The organism is Parasediminibacterium schistidii (assembly GCF_046546515.1).
Taxonomy (GTDB): Bacteria; Bacteroidota; Bacteroidia; order Chitinophagales; family Chitinophagaceae; genus Parasediminibacterium.
In genome coordinates this window covers 22406-41310 of sequence record NZ_JBKHKJ010000009.1, presented here as the reverse complement: position 1 = coordinate 41310, position 18905 = coordinate 22406, and the positions used below count along the sequence as shown (strand labels likewise).

Below are 18905 nucleotides of genomic sequence, written 5' to 3'. Positions count from 1 at the left end.
TGTAACTTGCACCCCGAATATTAAACAATCCATTTATGACAATAGGCACTTTTGTATATCCAATACCAGCTAACGAACCCATTTTGCAATATGCACCCGGCAGCCCAGAAAAGCCATTGTTGAAAAAGACATTAGCAGAGCTAAAAAATACGCCTGTGGACATACCCATGTATATAGGCAACGAAACCATAACCACAGGCAAGAAAATAGCCATACACCCACCTTATGAAAAAGATTTTTTGTTGGGCTATTTCAACGAAGGGGAAGAAAAGCATGTGCAGCAAGCCATAGACACAGCCCTAGCCACAAAGGAAAGCTGGGAAGCAGTAAGCTGGGAAAACAAGGCGCATATATTTTTAAAAGCGGCCGAATTGTTGGCTACGAAGTACCGCCCGCATATAGTGGCGGCTACCATGCTGGGGCAGGGCAAAAATGTATATCAAGCAGAAATAGACGCGGCCTGCGAACTTATTGACTTCCTGCGGTTTAATGTGCATTTTCTTAGCGAAATATACAAGAACCAGCCTATTTCTTCACCCGGTATGAACAATCGCTCTGAATGGCGGCCTTTGGAAGGTTTTGTACTGGCTGTTAGCCCCTTCAACTTCACGGCTATTGGTGCCAACCTGCCCGCAAGTGCTGCCATGTGTGGCAATGTGGTGGTTTGGAAACCAGCCTACCCGCAAATATATTCTGCCAATATTTTTATGCAGGTAATGAAAGAAGCGGGTTTGCCAGATGGCGTTATCAACCTGATATATGTAGATGGCCCTGTGTTGGGCAAAGTTTGCTTTAGTCACCCAGATTTTGCGGGGGTGCACTTTACAGGTAGCACGGGCGTGTTCAACACAATGTGGAAGACGATTGGTGAGAATATTGGCAAATACAAAAGTTACCCTCGCATTGTGGGCGAAACGGGAGGGAAGGATTTTGTGATGATACATAAAAGTGCAGATGTGGATGTGGCAGTAACGGCATTGATCCGTGGGGCATTCGAATACCAAGGGCAAAAATGCAGTGCTGCATCAAGGGCTTATCTACCAAGCAATTTGGCTGCTGCCATTAAAGAAAAACTGATAGCTACCCTTTCTGCCATGAAAATGGGTTCGGCGGAAGACTTTACCAATTTCATTAATGCGGTGATAGACGAAAGGGCTTTTGATAAGATTGCAGGTTTTATTGATGGCATTAAAAATAGCCCCGATGCTAGCATCATTGTTGGGGGCAACTACGATAAATCCATAGGTTATTTTATAGAGCCTACGGTGGTAGAAACCACCAACCCTAAGTACAAAACCATGTGCGAGGAAATTTTTGGCCCAGTGCTCACCATCTATGTGTATGATGCAGAACAATTTGAAGAAGCATTGCATTTGGTAGATACCACTTCGCCGTATGCCTTAACGGGTGCGGTGATAGCCCAAGACCGTTTTGCCGTGGAACTGGCTACTAACAAGCTTCGCAACTCGGCTGGTAATTTTTATGTGAACGACAAGCCGACTGGTGCTGTGGTTGGCCAACAACCTTTTGGCGGTGCAAGGGGCAGCGGCACCAACGACAAGGCGGGCAGTATTTTAAACCTATACCGCTGGTTAAGCTCCAGGACTATCAAGGAAGTATATGTGCCTGCCACGGATTATAAATATGCTTTTTTGCAGGAAGCGTAATTTTAATTATGAGTTATGAATGGCTTTGTTTCGTGAATAAAAACAAAAAATAAAATATCCAAATGGCTAAATCGTTGATAATCAACAATATATTTTTTACTGCTAATGCAAATTATTGGATTAGCAGTAAAAAATGAAAAAAAGGAAGTCGATTTTCTCATCAAATGACGAATGAATTTGAAAATATTCAAAGTAAATATAAAATTATTGAATATTTTTCAATTTATACTTCTAAATATTTGATATATTCACGAAACAAAGCCGTTATGAATTATAAATTATGAGTTAAAAATTGCTTTCAGAATAGTATAGTTCAATTATTAAAAGTTAGAAAAGGGAAAATGGATGATTTAGTTTCACCAAGATACCAAATGCAGCTTGTAACTTCAGTTGAGAAAGCAATTTGGGAAGAATACAAATCGTATAAACTGGTTCGTCTTTATATAAATAAATGGCATAAGGACAATCTCGAATCCAAAGATTTTAATGATAATTATTGGGAGAATTTCAATATTGTTGAAAAACCAAACAAAGACATAGACTTGACAGCAACGCTTCATTCTATGACAGGGGAAGATTTGCTAAAAATTGCTATTGATTTAGGCGTTGATACTCCGGACTTTATCCCTTCAATTCCTACTTTTAAGAACGAGTTAAAATCAGACTATAAAACTGCTTATGACACTTTTACAAAAGCATATAAACAAATTGAGATAGATCCTAGTACAGCCATCGGACTAGCAAACTCTGCACTTGAAAGCATCATAAAGGAAATTTTAAAAGACGAGCGAATTTCAAGTAAAATGAGCGGTGGGGAAACTCTTTATAAACTCACTTTGATTATTTTAAAGGAATTCGGATTAATTGGGGAGGAACATCCAAAAGAAATAAAAACAATCGGTAATTCTCTGTTAGCAATTAATCAAGCTATAGAAAAAATAAGGAGCGAAAAGACGAACTTCCACGGAAAAACTGATGACGATTATTTAATCAACGATAGTATTTACACGTATTTTATAATAAACACAGTAACAACAGTTGGACTATTCCTAAATTCTTTTTATAGGACAAAGTGTCCCAAGAAGCCAGTTGAACAAGTTAATAATTATTATGATGACTTGCCATTTTAGAAAGTTAAGCTATAATTCATAATTCAAAACTCATAACTAAAACTCCAGCCTTTTCATTTGTATCTCGTCTATTTTTTTGTAGAGATGATAGGGCTTGTAGGTACGCCAGTCTTCTATTTCCATTAGTTCTATGTAGTAATTCAGTTTGCGTTTCCTAAAGTCATATTGGGTTTGCTCGGGCATATTCAGGGAAACAATCCAGCCGTTTTCGTCTGTTACGTTTTCAAACCATTCTTCGTAGTAATCTTTGTCGCCGCTGTGAAAATTAAGGACATTTTCTGTTATCAATATAAATTTGGAAATCCCCTGCCCAAGCAATAAATCAATCACATCCCTTTTCAGGGTCATGATGTCGTTTTCAATGGCATCGTTCCATTCGCCAATCATTTCTATAATGGCAAAGTTTAGTTCATAGTCAACATAAATGATTTTGAGGTAAAGGGTGTTGCTGCCAAAGTCTTCCCATTGGGGATGTATATAATAATTGTAAACAGTAGAGGTAAACTGAAACTCACTATGCACAACACCATAAAAAGGAGACTTTTTGTCTTCCTCGGCATTGTACATATACCGCCAATTGAAATGAGGCTCTAAATAATGCATGGCTTGTAAATGATTGGAGCTATAAATTCCTTCACCCAATCAATTACAAAAGTCGTGATTTATTGGTTTAAAAAACAACGAAAGTGATGGTAGGCGTATAAATTTTAGCTAATGGTACTAAATGCCGTAGGGATTTCAATGTGGAAATGCTCCTTTTCGTAGTTGTCAATTAAAATACCTAATATCTCCAATTCATCGCCTTCCGCAGAGCCAATTGTTGCATCAAATATTAATTCTAGCCTAGCTATTGCCAGTTGGTAATCATTTTCTGTTTTAATGGATTTTATTGTCATATTCAAATTTTTGTAGCATCAATTTTATCATATTCAGCATGAGTACCAAATTAAACAATAGTTCCCAATTCGGAATATTTATTTTAAGGTTTCTTCCAATACTTTTTTCACGCTGCCATATTGCTCTAGCAAGCCTTTTGCTTTTTCATAATCGTTTATATCCAGTGCTTCCACTATCATGCTTACCCCACGGTTGAGCAGTTTTTCATTGCTTATTTGCATATTAACCATGCGGTTACCCTCTACATTGCCTAGTAAAATCATGGCGGTGGTGGAAATCATGTTCAGCACCATTTTCTGTGCTGTGCCGCTTTTCATACGGGTGCTGCCTGAAACAAATTCAGGGCCTACTATTACTTCTACTGGGTATAAAGCTATTGAGCTAACAGGGCTATTAGGGTTGCAACAAATGCTGCCAGTAGCAATGCCTTTACTATTGCATTCTGCCAAGGCACCTAAAATGTATGGTGCTGTGCCACTAGCAGTTAAGCCAATTACAATGTCTTTTTCATTAACTGCATAGGCTTGCAGGTCTTTAAACCCTTGTTCCTTATCGTCCTCAGAAAACTCTACGGCTTGCCGCATGGCTTTTTCGCCCCCGGCAATAATGCCTATTACCTGCCCTTGAGGAATACCAAATGTTGGTGGGCATTCGCTTGCATCCACAATACCTAGCCTGCCGCTGGTGCCAGCACCTATATAAAACAAACGCCCGCCCGTTTTTAAGCTATTGGCCACGGCAATGGCTAGTTTTTCTATTTGAGGCAGGGCGAGCGATACGGCTGTGGCTACTTTCTGGTCTTCCTGGTTAATATGGTATAGGATTTCAGATGCCGTCATTTTTTCCAAATGGTTGTATAAAGATGCCTGCTCCGTAACCTTAATAAAATTATCCATGTAGCTTTTTTTTTGCCGCGAAGGCACTAAATTTTTCTCGCCACAAAGACACGAAGACTCAAAGTGGCACGAAGGAAAGAAGAAAATAAGTAAAACCTTTTGGTTACCTGATAACCTTGTTTTCTTTTTCTTTGTGCTTCTTCGTGTCTTCGAGACTTCGTGGCTAGCTGAAACTATGCAGTTTGCGTGTGGAAATCAACCAAGCCATCCATCGGGCTTTTGAATACGTTGCCCAGTTCCAATTCGTAGGTATCGCACAATTCTTGCAACACGTCTTTAAAGCCATAAGCAATGCTGCCTGTGAAATTGATGGGCAATGTCCAGCTTTGGGCGTATTTGTACAAATGGTTGAAAAAGAAATCATTTAGTCCGTCCTCTATAATATTCTCTATCATGTAATGCCCCCTGTTTTCTGCGAGGAAAATAGCATAGCTGGCCAAATATCGGTTTGCCAAGGGCTGCTTATACACACGGGTTAAAATATCGTCTTTGCTTACACCAAATTGCTTGTTGAACCTATGTGCCAAATCCTCGTCAAATGTGCCGTAGAGGTAATACTGTATTACTTTTTTGCCCAAGTATGCCCCACTGCCTTCATCGCCCAAAACATAACCAAGGGCAGGGCTATTTTTCAGGATTTTTTCACCATCATAGTAGCATGAATTAGACCCCGTACCCAATATGCAGGCAATGCCTTCCTTTTTGCCGCACAATGCACGGGCTGCGCCCAGCAAGTCATCGTTCAGCACTATTTCTGTATTAGGGAACAATTCTTTCAAAGCTATCCTCACAATTTTTACGTTGGCAGGGTTGGTAAGCCCAGTGCCATAAAAATGAAGGGTATCAATATCCGCATTTTTCAAATCGGGCATCAGTTCTTGCTGCAACAACGTTACAATCTGGTCTCGGGTCAAGAAATAAGGGCTGATACCTTGTGTAAGTATTATTTTCTTTTTGCCGTTACTTAGCAGGCACCATTGGCATTTCGTGGCGCCACTATCGGCAATTAATTGTACAGGCATGTTGTTTGTTTAACAATGACTTCTTGTAAGAAAAACTAAAAATAACAATAGTTTATTAATCGCTCATTTAAATTAAACTATTTTTTCGTGTCTCTGGTATAAATGCCTTTGTAGCAAAACAATATTTTAAATAAATTTTTGCAACAACGTTGTATTTTTTTAAAACAACGCGCAATACATTTGCAACAATGTATCATATTTTGAACATGAAAAAAAACATTTACACTTTTTTATTATTAGTAGCAAGTTGCATCACCATTGTTTTTGCACAGAATGGGAAGCCAAAAGCATCCTTTTCTGGCAAAATAACAGATAGCCACAACAAGCCGCTGGAAGGCGCAACCGTGTATATCCTAGACTTGAAGCTAGGCGCATCCAGCACGGCAAGCGGCAATTTCCAGTTTGCCAACCTGCCAGGTGGCAAGTATTTGGTAGAAGTGAAGCTGATTGGCTACAAATCGGTTTCGCAAACTATTGCTTTTAGTGCAGATACCAAATTCAACTTTCAATTAACAGAAAGCTATGCCGAGACTGGCGAAGTAGTAGTAACAGGCGTTTCTAAAGCCACGCTTATTAAAAGAAACCCTGTACCCATTGTTTCAGTAAGCCATGATTACCTAACGACCAACCTTTCCACAAACGCCATTGACGCTATTGCCAAAATACCTGGCGTGAGGGCAGTAACCACTGGGCCAAATGTATCTAAGCCATTTATCCGTGGGTTGGGCTACAACCGCATCCTTACCCTGTATGATGGCATCAGGCAGGAAGACCAGCAGTGGGGCGATGAGCATGGCATAGAAGTGGACCAATACAGCATCGACAAAATAGAAATCATCAAAGGGCCAGCGAGTTTAAGCTATGGTTCTGATGCCTTGGCGGGCGTAGTAAACATTATACCCACGCAGCCCGCCCCCGAAGGCAAGATTATTGGTGACGTGGTGATGGACTACCAAACCAACAACAAATACTTAGGCGGCTCTGCCATGCTGAGTGGCTCTAAAAATGGTATAGAATGGCTAGGCAGGTTTTCGCACAAGGAAGCAACCAACTACCAAAACAAATACGATGGAAGGGTGTTTGGTACTGCGTTTAAGGAAACCGATGCTGCAGCATCGGTAGGCATACACCGAAAATGGGGCTATTCGCACATCAACTTCCTCTTATACGATGATTTGCAGGAAATACCCGATGGCAGCAGGGATAGTGCCACGCACAAATTTACTAGACAAATAAATGAAGCAGACACAGTCAGGGAAATAGTATCGGACGCAGACCTTGGCTGCTATAAAATAGAAAAACTGCACCAGCACGTGCAGCACTATAGGATGTATTGGAGCAACAACTTTATAGTGGGCAACAGCAACCACCTAGCTGTGAACTTTGGCTACCAAAACAGTACTCGAAGGGAGTATAGCCATCCGGTTTTGTACACCATACCGGGTTTGTACTTGCAGCTTAGTTCCTTTACTTATGATATTAAATACTCTTTTCGTGAGTTTAACAACTGGGACATTACCGCAGGTATCAATGGTATGTACCAACAAAACAAAGTTACCAATGGTACGGAATTTATTATTCCCGATTACCATCAATTCGATATTGGACCTTTTGTAACGGCCAAGAAAACTTATGGGAAACTGGACATTGCCGGGGGGGTAAGGTTCGACACAAGGTCGTTTAAAAACGATGAGTTATATACCAAGCCCAACCCTGTTACAGGTTTTGACATGCCGGTATATGGTGCAGACACAGTGGGTGCAAGCAAGCCTTTCTCCAATTTCAGCAAAACGTTTTCTGGTTTTTCGGGCAGCGTAGGGGCTACTTACAATTTCTCTGACAAATTTTCCATGAAAGCCAATATTGGCCGTGGCTTCCGGGCACCAAACATTTCAGAAATTTCTGCCAATGGCGTACACCCCGGTACCAATATTTACCAGATTGGCAACCCCGACTTTAAGCCGGAGTTTAGCCTTCAGGAAGATATTGGCTTTCTATACTCAGCCCAATATGTAATTGCCACGCTGAACGTGTTTAACAATGTGATTAATAATTATATTTATAACCAAAAACTAACCAATCCCGATGGCACTGATTTGGTATTGGTACCGGGCAACCAAACATTCCAGTTCCAAGCAGCCAAAGCACATTTGTATGGGGGAGAGTTTAGCCTTGACCTCCACCCTTTAAAACCCTTGCACTTTGAAAACAGCATATCGCTGGTGTATGGCCAAAACAAAGGCGTAGCGGGTAAACGTGTAACCGACAGTGCCAAGTACCTGCCATTTATACCCCCAACACATGGCATTTCTGAACTACGTTTAGATTTTGCAATCAAGAATGCCCACGTCATCAAAGGGTTTGTAAAAGTGCAAGGCGAGTTTTATGCTGCGCAAAACAGGGCATACTTGGCTTATAATACAGAAACGCCTACACCAGGCTATACACTGTTTAATGCCGGCTTGGGCGGTACTTTTACTAGCAAGCAAAACAAACCATTGTTCAGCGTGTACATAATGGGAAACAACCTGTTTGACGTGGCCTATCAAGACCACCTTAGCCGCTTGAAATACTTTACATCGTACCCCAACCCAAAAACAGGCGTGGATGGCATTTACAACTTGGGCAGGAACATTAGTTTTAAAATAGAAGTGCCTATTGGGGCTAGTTTGTAAGGAGTGCAAAATTGCCACGAAGGCACGAAGTCTCTAAGGTACACTCAGAAAAAAAGGAAAGAAAAAGTCCTGTTTTCCTTCGTCGCTTTAAAACTTTGTACCTCTTCGTGTCTTTGTGCCTTCGTGGCTAATTGCTTAAAATTATCCCTAAATAGCAACAAACAGTTCAATCAGCACCCACGCAACGGGTGTTGCTAGTAACAACGAATCGAAACGGTCCAAAAACCCGCCATGCCCCGGCATTATCTGCCCACTGTCTTTTACGCCAGCCATGCGTTTTAGCTTGCTCTCCAGCAAGTCGCCAAATGTTCCAACAATGGCTGCGGTTGAAGATACAATTAATAATAGTTTGATATTTTGGATATGGAATAGGAAATAGCAGGAAGCGGTAACTACTACTATTGCCAGCACCGCCCCGCCCGCAGTGCCTTCCCAAGTTTTTTTGGGGGAGATAGAGGAAAGCGGCGTTTTGCCAATAAACGATCCTACTATATAAGCCATGGTATCGTTTATCCAGATAGAAGCAATTAAAATAACAGGCAGTTCCCAGGCTTTTGCATCGAAAACGCCCAAGACCGTTATTGATTCATTGTACAAGCCTAGCATGAAACTCCAGCTTACAGAAATGTACAACAACCCTAGCAAGGAATAGCCAATAACTTTTAGGTTCAATTGTTTTTTTAGCACAATTTCGTTCAGGCAAAAAACAATGGTCAGCAACATCACCCCATACCAACCAATGCCAAGCAAGCTAATACGGCCTATATGAAGCTGGGGGCTAGCGTTTAGCAACATCAAACCCCAGCCCAGTAGCATGATGATGTTTCTGTGGACGGAAGAAATTGCTTTATAAGCCGGGTCTATTAGTGCTATCAGCTTTTGGTACTCTATCCAGCAGCCAAAATGGATGAGGGAAAACAAAGCAAAGAAGCTCCATTGGTTCCACAATAGCCCTGCAAGCATTACCGCTACAAATATTAATGCCGTTAAAGCACGGGTTTTAAAAACTTGAATGTTGAGTGCCATGCGAAAAATATATGGGTTAGGTGCTGACTTGCACCGAATAATGAAAAAATTGTACCGCCAACAAAGTAAACAGGATTTTGGTTCTTATGGGAAAATATGTTGTTATGGCCGTTAGGGTGGCTTTCAAATCTTCGCCAATTGCCTTGCCCAAAAATAGCTAACACACCACAGTAGGTCTAAAGACGAGGCAAAGCAAAAACTTTTATGACTCATTTTCAGGGGCATTACCCGCTTAGTTTGGCGGGCTTTTGGCGCCCTGAATTTATTTTTTAGGCCTTTTCGCATCACAACTCATTGAAATACAGTACTTTTGTGTTTTTTAAGATGAGTGTTTTGTGAGTGAAAAGTGAGTGATTTTTGAGTGATTTTTGAGTGATTTACGAGGAAAAGTGAGTGATTTATGGGTGTTTTTTGAGCATGGATGTAAACTATCATGACGTTTTTTTTGTATATTAAAAAATAGTCGCAACGGGCAGCGAGCTAAGGTTAGGCTAACCACAGGGTTGTGCTAATGAAAACAATGGGGCCATATACTACAAAGTTGGTATTATTTTTAGACCTGTGCAAAAGGACAATCCTATATGGGGGAAATATGCCCCCATGAGTGTCCCAAAATGCCCCCATGGTGGGGGAATTAGGAATTAGGAATTAGGAATTATGGAGGCAGTGGCAGGGTGAAAGTACAGTTGGCAATGCAAGCATAGTAGGCAACAACCGAGTAATATTCAATATCAAAAGCAATGATTTTAGGCTTATCGTTTCAGTAAATTTTATCCAAAAGGCTTGTTATGTAATTTGGTTTGGCACACATAAAGAATATGATAAAATAAACGCTGAAACAATTTCTTTTGATATAGATATACAAAACTTTAAAATGAAATGATGAACTGGAAAGTATTAAAAACAGAAAAGGATTATACCCATGCAACCAATAGGCTGATGGATATTTTTCATGCGGCAGAAGGCACACCCGAAGCAGAAGAACTGGAATTGTTGCTGGTATTGGTAAAGGATTATGACGACAAGCATTATGTATTGCCATCGGTAAACCCACTTGATGCCATCAAATATAAAATGGAGGAAAGGGGAATAAAAGCAAAGGATTTGGAACCGTTAATAGGTAGCAAAGGCCATGTTTCCTCCATTCTTTCTGGGCGCAGGGAAATAACACTTAAGGTTGCCCAAAAGCTTAAAAATTATTTTCAGTTACCTGCCGAGATATTTCTGTTTCAATAGAGGTTTAATATGTTGTTTTATTTGCGCTGTGCTAATATTTCGAACAGCGTTGTTTTAGTACCCTGCCAATCCTAAAAAAAGTAACAAGCAGGAACAGGCTGAAGGCCATGCGCCAGAATGCACCTGCGGTAGTGGCCTTGGGGATATTTCGGCTAGCTATTCATACAACATCATTTTCTTCAATTCCTCCAAGGCAACATTTATTTCCCTCACCCTTCCCACCCGCAGTACATCTACCAACGCCAATAATTTATAAAAGGTATCGTTTTCTTTTGCGGCTATTGATTGTTTTGGATAAAAAGGTTCTATTTCCAAGCCCAATATTTCGCCATCGGCATCTACCCAAACGTAGTTTAGCTCGCTACTGAAAAATTCACTCATAAAAGGATGCGAATGGGCTGTAGCCACACCTCGCACCATTGCCCCAGGCTTTTGTGGGAATACATAGCGTACGCCATATTGCAAAAACTCCAACAGGCTTTGCCTGTTCACCCTTTTTTTGTTAAAATCAATTAAACCTGCTATCTGGCTCCTGTTCAAAGATTCTGAAATTTCGGATAAACTAATGTACAAGGTTTTAGACAAAGCAGCTAGTTGGAAAGTTTCACTATCCAATGCTACGATTTTCAATAAATAGCAACATCCTGCGGCCGCATCCCATTGGGCTTTCTCATTTATCAAAAGTATGGAGTATTTCGCATTTTGCGAAATGAGAAATTGTTTATAATATTAAAGCATAAATTAGTCAGGATTGCCTTAATAAAAAATATTTTAATCCATTTTATTAACTATCAGTAATATTTCTATATATTTGCTCCATAATAGTTCTTTGAAAGGTGATTCGATGTTTATGGCCTAAGTGGAGTTCCTTTGACTGCCCGAGAGGGCAAACCGTAATAGGTAAAATAACAGTAACAATCATGATTACCTCTAGCCGTTAACTCCGTGGTGGCAATTATCAATAATACGATAAAGGCAGCAATAAAGTAGCAAAAGAGACATTATGGTATAATTGAATTTGTTATTATGTGATATTAGATAATTAAATTAATACGCAGGAATTTTAAGCGAGTGTATGAGAACATTGCCAACGCATTTAGGACATAGACATTTAACTGTACATATATGACATTATTGGTTAGCAGGACAATAATGTTGTTGTCTTTATTTAAAAATAAATAAATATGTCCAGATTAAAGCAAATTCGAATCATTGATAATGCAATAAAAAGTATTGTATCTATCACACAGAACCAGTGTTCTCTTTCGGAATCAGACTTGACTGTCTTAAACGAAACATTAGAAAGGCTTCAGTTTTTAAAGCGGAAAAAAGGTAAGACCAATGTACAAATACGCGAACAAATCGTGAAAATATTTGAACTGCTTATTGAATTTTTCGCAAAATAATAAAATGACACCTTTGCAATGCCAAGTTTGTAATCCGAACACTCCTTAAATTTTTTCAAAAACAAAAAATGAACTTAGGTAATATAATAAAAAATATCAGGAAGCAAAGAGGACAAACTCAAGCTGAATTTGCCCTTTCGTGTGATATTACACAAACTTATCTTTCTCAAATAGAAAACAATTTGAAAGAACCCAATCTCTCAACCTTAAAATTAATTAGTGACAATTTAAATATGCCTTTGCCAATATTATTCTTTCTGTCAATGACAGAGGATGATGTACAGCCTAATAAAAGAGAAGCATTTCAGATTGTCAGCCCTTCTGTAAAATCTTTAGTCAATGAATTCTTCGCAGTCTAAAACTGAAGCGTATAAAAATTATGAGTTTAAAAAACTATGTCATATCATAGGATTTAATGAAAGTGAGATTAATCCTTTACTTGATTCTATAGAAAGCAATTACAAAGAGTGGTCAGAAACTAAACTTGACAAAGCTGGAAATGCAAAAACTTATTTAGATGGCACAATTAAAACTAGAACATTTAGAAACCCATCACAACTATTAAAAGTTGTTCAGAAACGGATACAAAGAAATATTATTGATATAGTTTCTCTCCCAGATAATGTGCATGGCGGTGTTAAGGGTAAAAGCAATATAACTAATGCCAAAGCTCATCAAGGAAATAAATATCTTTTTGAAACGGATTTACAAGAATTTTATCCAAATATTAAAATGAGGCGTGTTCATAAGATTTTTAAGAATCTTGGATATTCAGAACATATTGCTCATTGGTTGACTAAATTAACAACAAGAAAAAATGAGGTGCCACAAGGTAGTCCAACTAGTACTGGTATATCAAATCTTGTATTTTTAGAAACGGATTACAAACTAATTGAAATTTGCAAAAAGAATAATATAAAATACACTAGATATATTGATGATTTGACATTTTCTTCTCAACAGGATTTTGGTCATTTAATTTCTGAAATACTTGAAATTGTTATAGGTGGTGATTTTAAAATTAGTCGTAGAAAAACAAAATATAGTGGAGGACAAACTATTACAGGCGTACATGTTTTTTTGAATAAGATTGATGCCCCTAAAAAAATTATTGATAAGGCACATTTGGAGAAAGAAAGCAATACTGTAATGAAACCATACACTAACTATTTGAATAGTATAAGAAAGACTAATAAGTGAGTATTCTTAGTATCCTCTCATTTGCATTATAATTTTCCACAAAAGAATACACTAAATGCCCCACTTCCGTATCTTTGCATTAAATAAGCATCAACAAATCGGATGCACTATTTTCAACGCTAATATTTCATTTTTTGCCAATATTAATATAGTTTATGTCAGTCCAAAATATAATCACCATAAAATCAATCTCAATCCAAATGCAATCCAAATTGATACAAGATAAATCACCATTCAATCACTATTAAATCCCCATCAATCACCATAAAATGAGTACATTTTATTTCCTAAAATAGAATAATATAATTGAAAATCAATGCGTTATAAATAAAAAAGCAAACTTCCAAAAGCGCAATTTTTTTTTCTGAAAGCAAAATCACTCAAAATCGGGCAAAACTGAAACTATTTTAATAAAAAAGGTTCATCCTTTTCCTAGGCAAGCAATTGAAATTGAACCTATAAGTAGCCGCTTTGCCTAAAATTTGCGGCTTCTTTGCGTGAAAACCTTAGCGGTCTCTGTTGTTAAACTCATCAAAAACCTTTCTGTCCCATCTTCCCGTTCAAAGCTATCTTTGCGGCTTAGATACCGGAGCAGTATATGAATTTGAATGTGTTGTTAGGGCAGTACCAGGCATCGCCACAGTTGGGCCAACTGGCGGAACAATTGTTGTATCACGACCCGCAAAAAATATTCCTCAAAAATTTACAAGGCAGCAGTGCCGAGTTTGTGGTAAGCAGTGTGTTTACCCACGAAAAAACACAGGGCCTGAACCACCTGGTGGTACTAAACGACCCAGAGGAAGCTGCCTATTTCCACAATACATTAGAAAACCTGACCAGTGCGCTGGACTTGTTTTATTTCCCTTCCTCATTTAAGGCGAGAAAGAATTTCAGGGTATTGAATTCGTCCAACGTGATGCTTCGCACAGAGGCATTGACCAAACTGGCGAATGGCGGTAACAAAAAGATAATTGTTACCTATCCCGAAGCTTTGTTTGAAAAAGTGGTGCTGCCCAAAACCTTGAGTGGCAATATCATCCTCGTTAAAACCAATGACACCATCAACCTGGATAGCCTGATGGAATTGTTTGTGATGTATGGTTTTGTGCGTACAGACTTTGTGTATGAACCAGGGCAGTTTGCCCTGCGTGGTGGCATATTGGATATTTATTCCTTCGGCAATGAAAAGCCATACAGGGTAGAGCTGTTTGGCAACGAGGTGGACAGTATTCGCATCTTTGACCCGGAAACCCAATTAAGCGAACGGAAGATTTTGCAGGTAAGCATCATCCCCAATGTAGAAACCCAATTTGAAACCGGCGACAAAGTATCCCTACTCGAATTCTTGCCCGAGAACATGGTCGTTTGGCTAAAAGACTGGGATGTTATCAAGGAAAAGCTGGAGGAATCTGAATTGGACTTGGGCATCTTTCTGGAAAAGATGGAAGCACAGAAAGCCGCTTTCAATACACCCATTGTTACTACGAGCAAAAAAGGCAAGGTAACCACTACCATGCCCGTAGCAGAAGAGGAAGATGACGAGGATGAAACCAAAATATTAAAAGAAATAAGCCTGCAGGATTTTACGCCTGTGGCCACCATTGAGCGACAAATACAGCAACGCCATATTGTAGAGTTTGGATATAAGCAGCACTTTGGTAATGAATCGAACATTACTTTTTTTACAAGAGCGCAGCCATCTTTCAATCGTCAATTCAATTTGCTAATTGAAGACTTAAAAGGACATGAGGCCACTAATTATAGTATCTACATTTTTGCGGAGCAGGTAAAGCAACTGGAACGCTTACATAGCATTTTTAAGGACCTGAACACGGAAATTAATTTTGTTCCGGTACCTACGTCTATCCATGAAGGGTTTATTGATGAAAAGCTGAAAATTGTTTGCTATACAGACCACCAGATTTTCCAGCGTTACCATAAATACAAGGTAAAACAGGCCTATAATAAAAACAAAGCCATAACCCTAAAAACCCTGCGGGACTTGCAGCCGGGTGATTATGTTACCCATATAGACCATGGCGTGGGTACATACAGCGGATTGCAAAAAATAGAAGTAAACGGCAGGTTGCAGGAAGCAGTGCGGATTATTTATAAAGACACAGATATTTTGTATGTGAACATCAACTCTCTACACAAAATATCCAAATACACGGGCAAGGAAGGCACGGTGCCTAAAATAAACAAGCTGGGCAGCGATGTTTGGAACAAACTGAAGGAAAAAACCAAGGTGAAGGTGAAGGAAATAGCCTTCGACCTCATCAAACTATACGCCGAACGCAAGGCACAGCATGGGTTTGCTTTTACACCAGATACCTACATGCAAACAGAACTGGAAGCCAGTTTTATGTACGAGGACACACCCGACCAAGCAAAAGCCGTGGCCGATGTGAAAAAAGACATGGAAAGCCCTAGCCCAATGGACAGACTTGTTTGTGGGGATGTAGGCTTTGGCAAAACCGAAGTGGCCATTCGTGCCGCCTTTAAAAGCGTGATTGATGGCAAACAGGCTGCTGTATTGGTGCCTACCACCATCCTTGCCTTCCAGCATTATAAAACATTTAAGGAACGGTTGAAAGACTTCCCGGTAACGGTAGATTATATTAACCGCTTTAAATCTGCCAAAGAGAAAAAGGAAACGCTGGAAAAAGTAGCACAGGGCAAAGTAGATATTATCATAGGCACACATGGCTTGCTAGGGAAAGAGGTAAAATTCAAAGACCTCGGCATGATGATCATTGACGAAGAGCAGAAATTTGGCGTAGCCCACAAGGAAAAATTAAAAACGCTGAAAACCAATGTGGACTGCCTTACACTTACTGCCACGCCTATACCCCGAACACTCCATTTTAGTTTGATGGGTGCGAGAGATTTAAGCATTATCAATACGCCACCGCCCAACCGCCAGCCGATACAAACGGAAATACAAGTATTTAACGACGAGTTTATACGGGAAGCCATTTATTATGAGACCAACCGTGGCGGCCAGGTTTTCTTTATCCATAACCGGGTAAATGGCTTGAGCGAAATGGCGGCATTAATACAAGCACAATGTCCGGACATAAGCATTGGTTTTGCCCACGGCCAATTGGAAGGTAACGAACTGGAAGAAAGGATATTAGATTTTATAGACAGAAAATATGATGTGCTGGTTTGTACAAACATTGTAGAAAGCGGGGTGGACATTGCCAATGTAAACACCATCATCATCAACAACGCACACCATTTTGGGCTAAGCGATTTGCACCAGTTGCGTGGGCGTGTAGGGCGTAGCAATAAAAAAGCATTCTGCTATTTATTGGCACCGCCAATGAGTACTTTGCCGACAGACAGCCGTAAACGCCTGCAAACCCTAGAGCAATTCAGCGATTTGGGCAGCGGTTTCCAGATAGCCATGCGGGATTTAGACATCCGTGGTGCAGGTAACTTGCTAGGCGGCGAGCAAAGTGGCTTTATGGCCGAGATTGGTTTTGAAATGTACCAAAAAATATTGGAAGAAGCCGTACGGGAACTGAAACGTACATCCTTCAAGGATTTGTTTAAAGACGAAATAGCCAAGCAAGACGATTATGTAAGCGACTGTACCATAGACACCGACCTGGAAATATTGATACCAGATAGCTATGTAGAAAGCATTACCGAGCGTTTGTCTCTCTACACTAGGTTAGACAATTGCGAGGACGAAGAAGCCCTGCTGGCTTTCCATACGGAATTGGTAGACCGTTTTGGTGCCATCCCATCGCAGGTGGAAGATTTATTTACCACCGTCCGCTGCCGGTGGGCAGCCGTAACCCTCGGCTTTGAAAAAATGAGCCTGAAAGAAAACACAATGCGCTGCTATTTCATCAACAAAAACGACTCGCCCTATTTTGAATCGGATTTGTTTAAAAATATCCTCGGTTACCTGCAAACCGGCACCAACAAAGCCCGCCTAAAACAGGCTGGAAAAAACTTCTTGCTGGTGGTGGATGATATTAAGGATATGGAAGCGATGTTGCGGTTTTTAGTGTTGATGAAGAAAGGGGTGATAGTAGCGAATGAGGGGGTGAAGGCGGCGTAGTTGTAAGTCAATCTATTTTTTAGTTTCAATCTTCGTATTTGTTTTGATTCTCGAATACAAGTGTGGTTAGGTGTTCGGTTTAAAACAAAAGCGGCCACTTCGAGAAAATCGAGGTGACCGCTTTTGTTTTAAACCGAACATTTTCTTATGCTTTCAATTTCCTTAAATATTCGCCATAGCCGCTTTTTGCGTAGCGTGCGGCCAATTCCAAAAGTTGCTCATGGTTGATAAAGCCCATGCGGAACGCTACTTCTTCTATACAGCCAATTTTTTGGCCTTGGCGTTTTTCAATTACTCTAACAAATTCGCTGGCATCTGCTAATGAATCGAAAGTACCCGTGTCTAGCCAAGCTGTGCCACGGTTCATCACGCCTACATGGAGTTTTTTATTTTCGAGGTAAACTTTGTTTACATCTGTTATCTCGTATTCTCCCCTTGGGGATGCTGGGATATTTTTTGCTATTTCAACTACCTCATTATCGTAAAAATACAAGCCTGGCACTGCATAGTTCGACTTTGGGGCCACGGGTTTTTCCTCGATAGACAAAGCTTTAAAATTTTTGTCAAATTCTACTACGCCATACCTTTCGGGGTCGCCTACTTCATACGCAAAAATGGCTGCACCCGAAACATCATTGAAAGATTGCACGAGTTTGCTAAAACCAGCACCATGAAAAATATTATCGCCTAGCACCAGAGCTACTTTATCGGTACCAATGAAATCGGCACCAATTACAAAAGCCTGAGCAAGCCCGTTTGGTTTTTCTTGTACAGCATAATTGAAGCTACACCCCAACTCGTGTCCATTGCCCAGCAGGCGTTGGAATTGGGCGGAATCCTCCGGGGTAGTTATGATAAGCACTTCTTTAATACCTGCCAGCATTAGTACAGACAAGGGATAATAAATCATCGGCTTATCGTAAATAGGCATTATTTGCTTGCTGATACCCTTGGTAATAGGGTAGAGCCTTGTGCCGCTTCCACCTGCTAAAATAATCCCTTTCATTAGAAGTATGATTTAAAAATGGTTCTTGTAAAGTTTTACTATAAACAAATAAGTGGGTACCATGGGTAGGGTTGCAAACCTTTTGAAAGTTGGCAATCCTTACGCCCTACCAGTAAACCGTTTCCTTTATTTGCTCAAAATTAGGCAATATGCTGTCTTTTTCTGAAATCTGTATTTCGCTTGCAGGTATTTGCCAGTCGATGTTTACAGTTGGGTCATTATATATCAAGCCGCCTTCGCTGGCTTTGTTATAAAAATTATCGCATTTATAAAAAAAAGTTGCTGTTTCACTAAGTACAACAAAGCCGTGGCCAAAACCACGCGGCACAAAAAACTGTACATGGTTATCGCCCGTTAATTCTACTACAACATATTCACCAAATGTGGGCGACTCTTTGCGTAGGTCAACAGCCACATCCAATACTACCCCTTCAAATACCCTTACTAGCTTTGCCTGTGCATGTTCACCCTGCTGAAAATGAATACCCCGCAGTACGCCGCGGGTAGATTTTGATTGGTTGTCTTGCACAAAATTTATTTGTGCGCCAGTAAGCGATTCAAATTTCTGTTTGTTGAAACTCTCAAAGAAATAACCCCTGCTATCGGCAAACACCGTGTCGTGGATAATATAACAGCCTTTCAATTTTGTTTCCTCTACCCTCATCT

Annotated in this window: 15 protein-coding genes and 1 pseudogene; 8 read left to right on the top strand and 8 right to left on the bottom strand. The window is 40.0% G+C overall.

Annotation, left to right across the window (positions count from 1 at the left end):
• Positions 1 to 35 precede the first annotated feature (35 nt).
• On the top strand, positions 36 to 1667 hold the full coding sequence (gene pruA / locus ACHFIY_RS06970; protein WP_410845352.1) for an L-glutamate gamma-semialdehyde dehydrogenase: 1632 nt from the start codon (positions 36 to 38) through the stop codon (positions 1665 to 1667).
• Positions 1668 to 2008: 341 nt separating this feature from the next.
• Positions 2009 to 2797 carry an abortive infection family protein gene (locus ACHFIY_RS06965; protein WP_410845351.1) on the top strand — a complete coding sequence of 263 codons (789 nt, stop codon included), beginning with the start codon at positions 2009 to 2011 and terminating at the stop codon, positions 2795 to 2797.
• 36 nt (positions 2798 to 2833) lie between these two features.
• Here the strand turns inward: ACHFIY_RS06965 and ACHFIY_RS06960 are convergent, their stop codons facing one another.
• The 4 genes from ACHFIY_RS06960 to ACHFIY_RS06945 all read right to left on the bottom strand — a co-directional run bounded on the left by ACHFIY_RS06960 (position 2834) and on the right by ACHFIY_RS06945 (position 5612).
• Positions 2834 to 3400 (bottom strand): hypothetical protein, encoded by a 567-nt coding sequence (locus tag ACHFIY_RS06960; protein WP_410845350.1) that lies wholly within the window; start codon positions 3398 to 3400, stop codon positions 2834 to 2836.
• A 104-nt stretch (positions 3401 to 3504) separates the two neighbouring features.
• Positions 3505 to 3693 carry a hypothetical protein gene (locus tag ACHFIY_RS06955; RefSeq protein WP_410845349.1) on the bottom strand — a complete coding sequence of 63 codons (189 nt, stop codon included), beginning with the start codon at positions 3691 to 3693 and terminating at the stop codon, positions 3505 to 3507.
• 78 nt (positions 3694 to 3771) lie between these two features.
• Positions 3772 to 4590: an N-acetylmuramic acid 6-phosphate etherase gene (locus tag ACHFIY_RS06950; RefSeq protein WP_410845348.1), complete on the bottom strand. Its 819-nt coding sequence runs from the start codon at positions 4588 to 4590 to the stop codon at positions 3772 to 3774.
• A gap of 173 nt (positions 4591 to 4763) precedes the next feature.
• A complete protein-coding gene (locus ACHFIY_RS06945) occupies positions 4764 to 5612 on the bottom strand; it encodes an N-acetylglucosamine kinase (protein ID WP_410845347.1) in 849 nt (282 codons plus the stop codon).
• Between the two features lie 206 nt (positions 5613 to 5818).
• Between ACHFIY_RS06945 and ACHFIY_RS06940 the strand changes: the two genes are divergently transcribed.
• The gene (locus ACHFIY_RS06940; protein WP_410845346.1) at positions 5819 to 8287 is read left to right on the top strand and encodes a TonB-dependent receptor; all 2469 of its coding nucleotides are present in this window, start codon (positions 5819 to 5821) and stop codon (positions 8285 to 8287) included.
• A gap of 147 nt (positions 8288 to 8434) precedes the next feature.
• Here ACHFIY_RS06940 and ACHFIY_RS06935 read toward each other — a convergent pair whose 3' ends face one another.
• A complete protein-coding gene (locus ACHFIY_RS06935) occupies positions 8435 to 9313 on the bottom strand; it encodes a phosphatidate cytidylyltransferase (protein WP_410845345.1) in 879 nt (292 codons plus the stop codon).
• A 694-nt stretch (positions 9314 to 10007) separates the two neighbouring features.
• On the opposite strand from ACHFIY_RS06935, the pseudogene ACHFIY_RS06930 reads away from it, so the two are divergent.
• Both ACHFIY_RS06930 and ACHFIY_RS06925 read left to right on the top strand, forming a co-directional pair.
• A pseudogene (locus ACHFIY_RS06930) lies at positions 10008 to 10196 on the top strand (type II toxin-antitoxin system HigB family toxin); the annotation flags it as partial.
• Positions 10193 to 10549, top strand: a complete 357-nt coding sequence (locus ACHFIY_RS06925) for a helix-turn-helix domain-containing protein (RefSeq protein WP_410845344.1) — start codon at positions 10193 to 10195, stop codon at positions 10547 to 10549. The pseudogene ACHFIY_RS06930 and the gene ACHFIY_RS06925, both read left to right, overlap by 4 nt.
• Positions 10550 to 10705: 156 nt before the next feature.
• Here ACHFIY_RS06925 and ACHFIY_RS06920 read toward each other — a convergent pair whose 3' ends face one another.
• Positions 10706 to 11230: a hypothetical protein gene (locus tag ACHFIY_RS06920; protein WP_410845343.1), complete on the bottom strand. Its 525-nt coding sequence runs from the start codon at positions 11228 to 11230 to the stop codon at positions 10706 to 10708.
• A 793-nt stretch (positions 11231 to 12023) separates the two neighbouring features.
• Here ACHFIY_RS06920 and ACHFIY_RS06915 point away from each other — a divergent pair.
• The 3 genes from ACHFIY_RS06915 to mfd all read left to right on the top strand — a co-directional run bounded on the left by ACHFIY_RS06915 (position 12024) and on the right by mfd (position 17233).
• Positions 12024 to 12314 carry a helix-turn-helix domain-containing protein gene (locus tag ACHFIY_RS06915; protein WP_410845342.1) on the top strand — a complete coding sequence of 97 codons (291 nt, stop codon included), beginning with the start codon at positions 12024 to 12026 and terminating at the stop codon, positions 12312 to 12314.
• Positions 12295 to 13155, top strand: coding sequence for a reverse transcriptase family protein (locus ACHFIY_RS06910; protein WP_410845341.1), 861 nt, complete (start codon positions 12295 to 12297; stop codon positions 13153 to 13155). Before ACHFIY_RS06915 ends, ACHFIY_RS06910 begins: the two co-directional genes overlap by 20 nt.
• Positions 13156 to 13753: 598 nt before the next feature.
• On the top strand, positions 13754 to 17233 hold the full coding sequence (gene mfd / locus ACHFIY_RS06905; RefSeq protein WP_410845340.1) for a transcription-repair coupling factor: 3480 nt from the start codon (positions 13754 to 13756) through the stop codon (positions 17231 to 17233).
• Positions 17234 to 17378: 145 nt separating this feature from the next.
• Here the strand turns inward: mfd and rfbA are convergent, their stop codons facing one another.
• Together rfbA and rfbC are read right to left on the bottom strand one after the other, a co-directional pair.
• Positions 17379 to 18239 (bottom strand): glucose-1-phosphate thymidylyltransferase RfbA, encoded by an 861-nt coding sequence (gene rfbA, locus ACHFIY_RS06900; protein ID WP_410845339.1) that lies wholly within the window; start codon positions 18237 to 18239, stop codon positions 17379 to 17381.
• A gap of 106 nt (positions 18240 to 18345) precedes the next feature.
• On the bottom strand, positions 18346 to 18903 hold the full coding sequence (gene rfbC / locus ACHFIY_RS06895; RefSeq protein WP_410845338.1) for a dTDP-4-dehydrorhamnose 3,5-epimerase: 558 nt from the start codon (positions 18901 to 18903) through the stop codon (positions 18346 to 18348).
• Between the last annotated feature and the right edge of the window lie 2 nt (positions 18904 to 18905).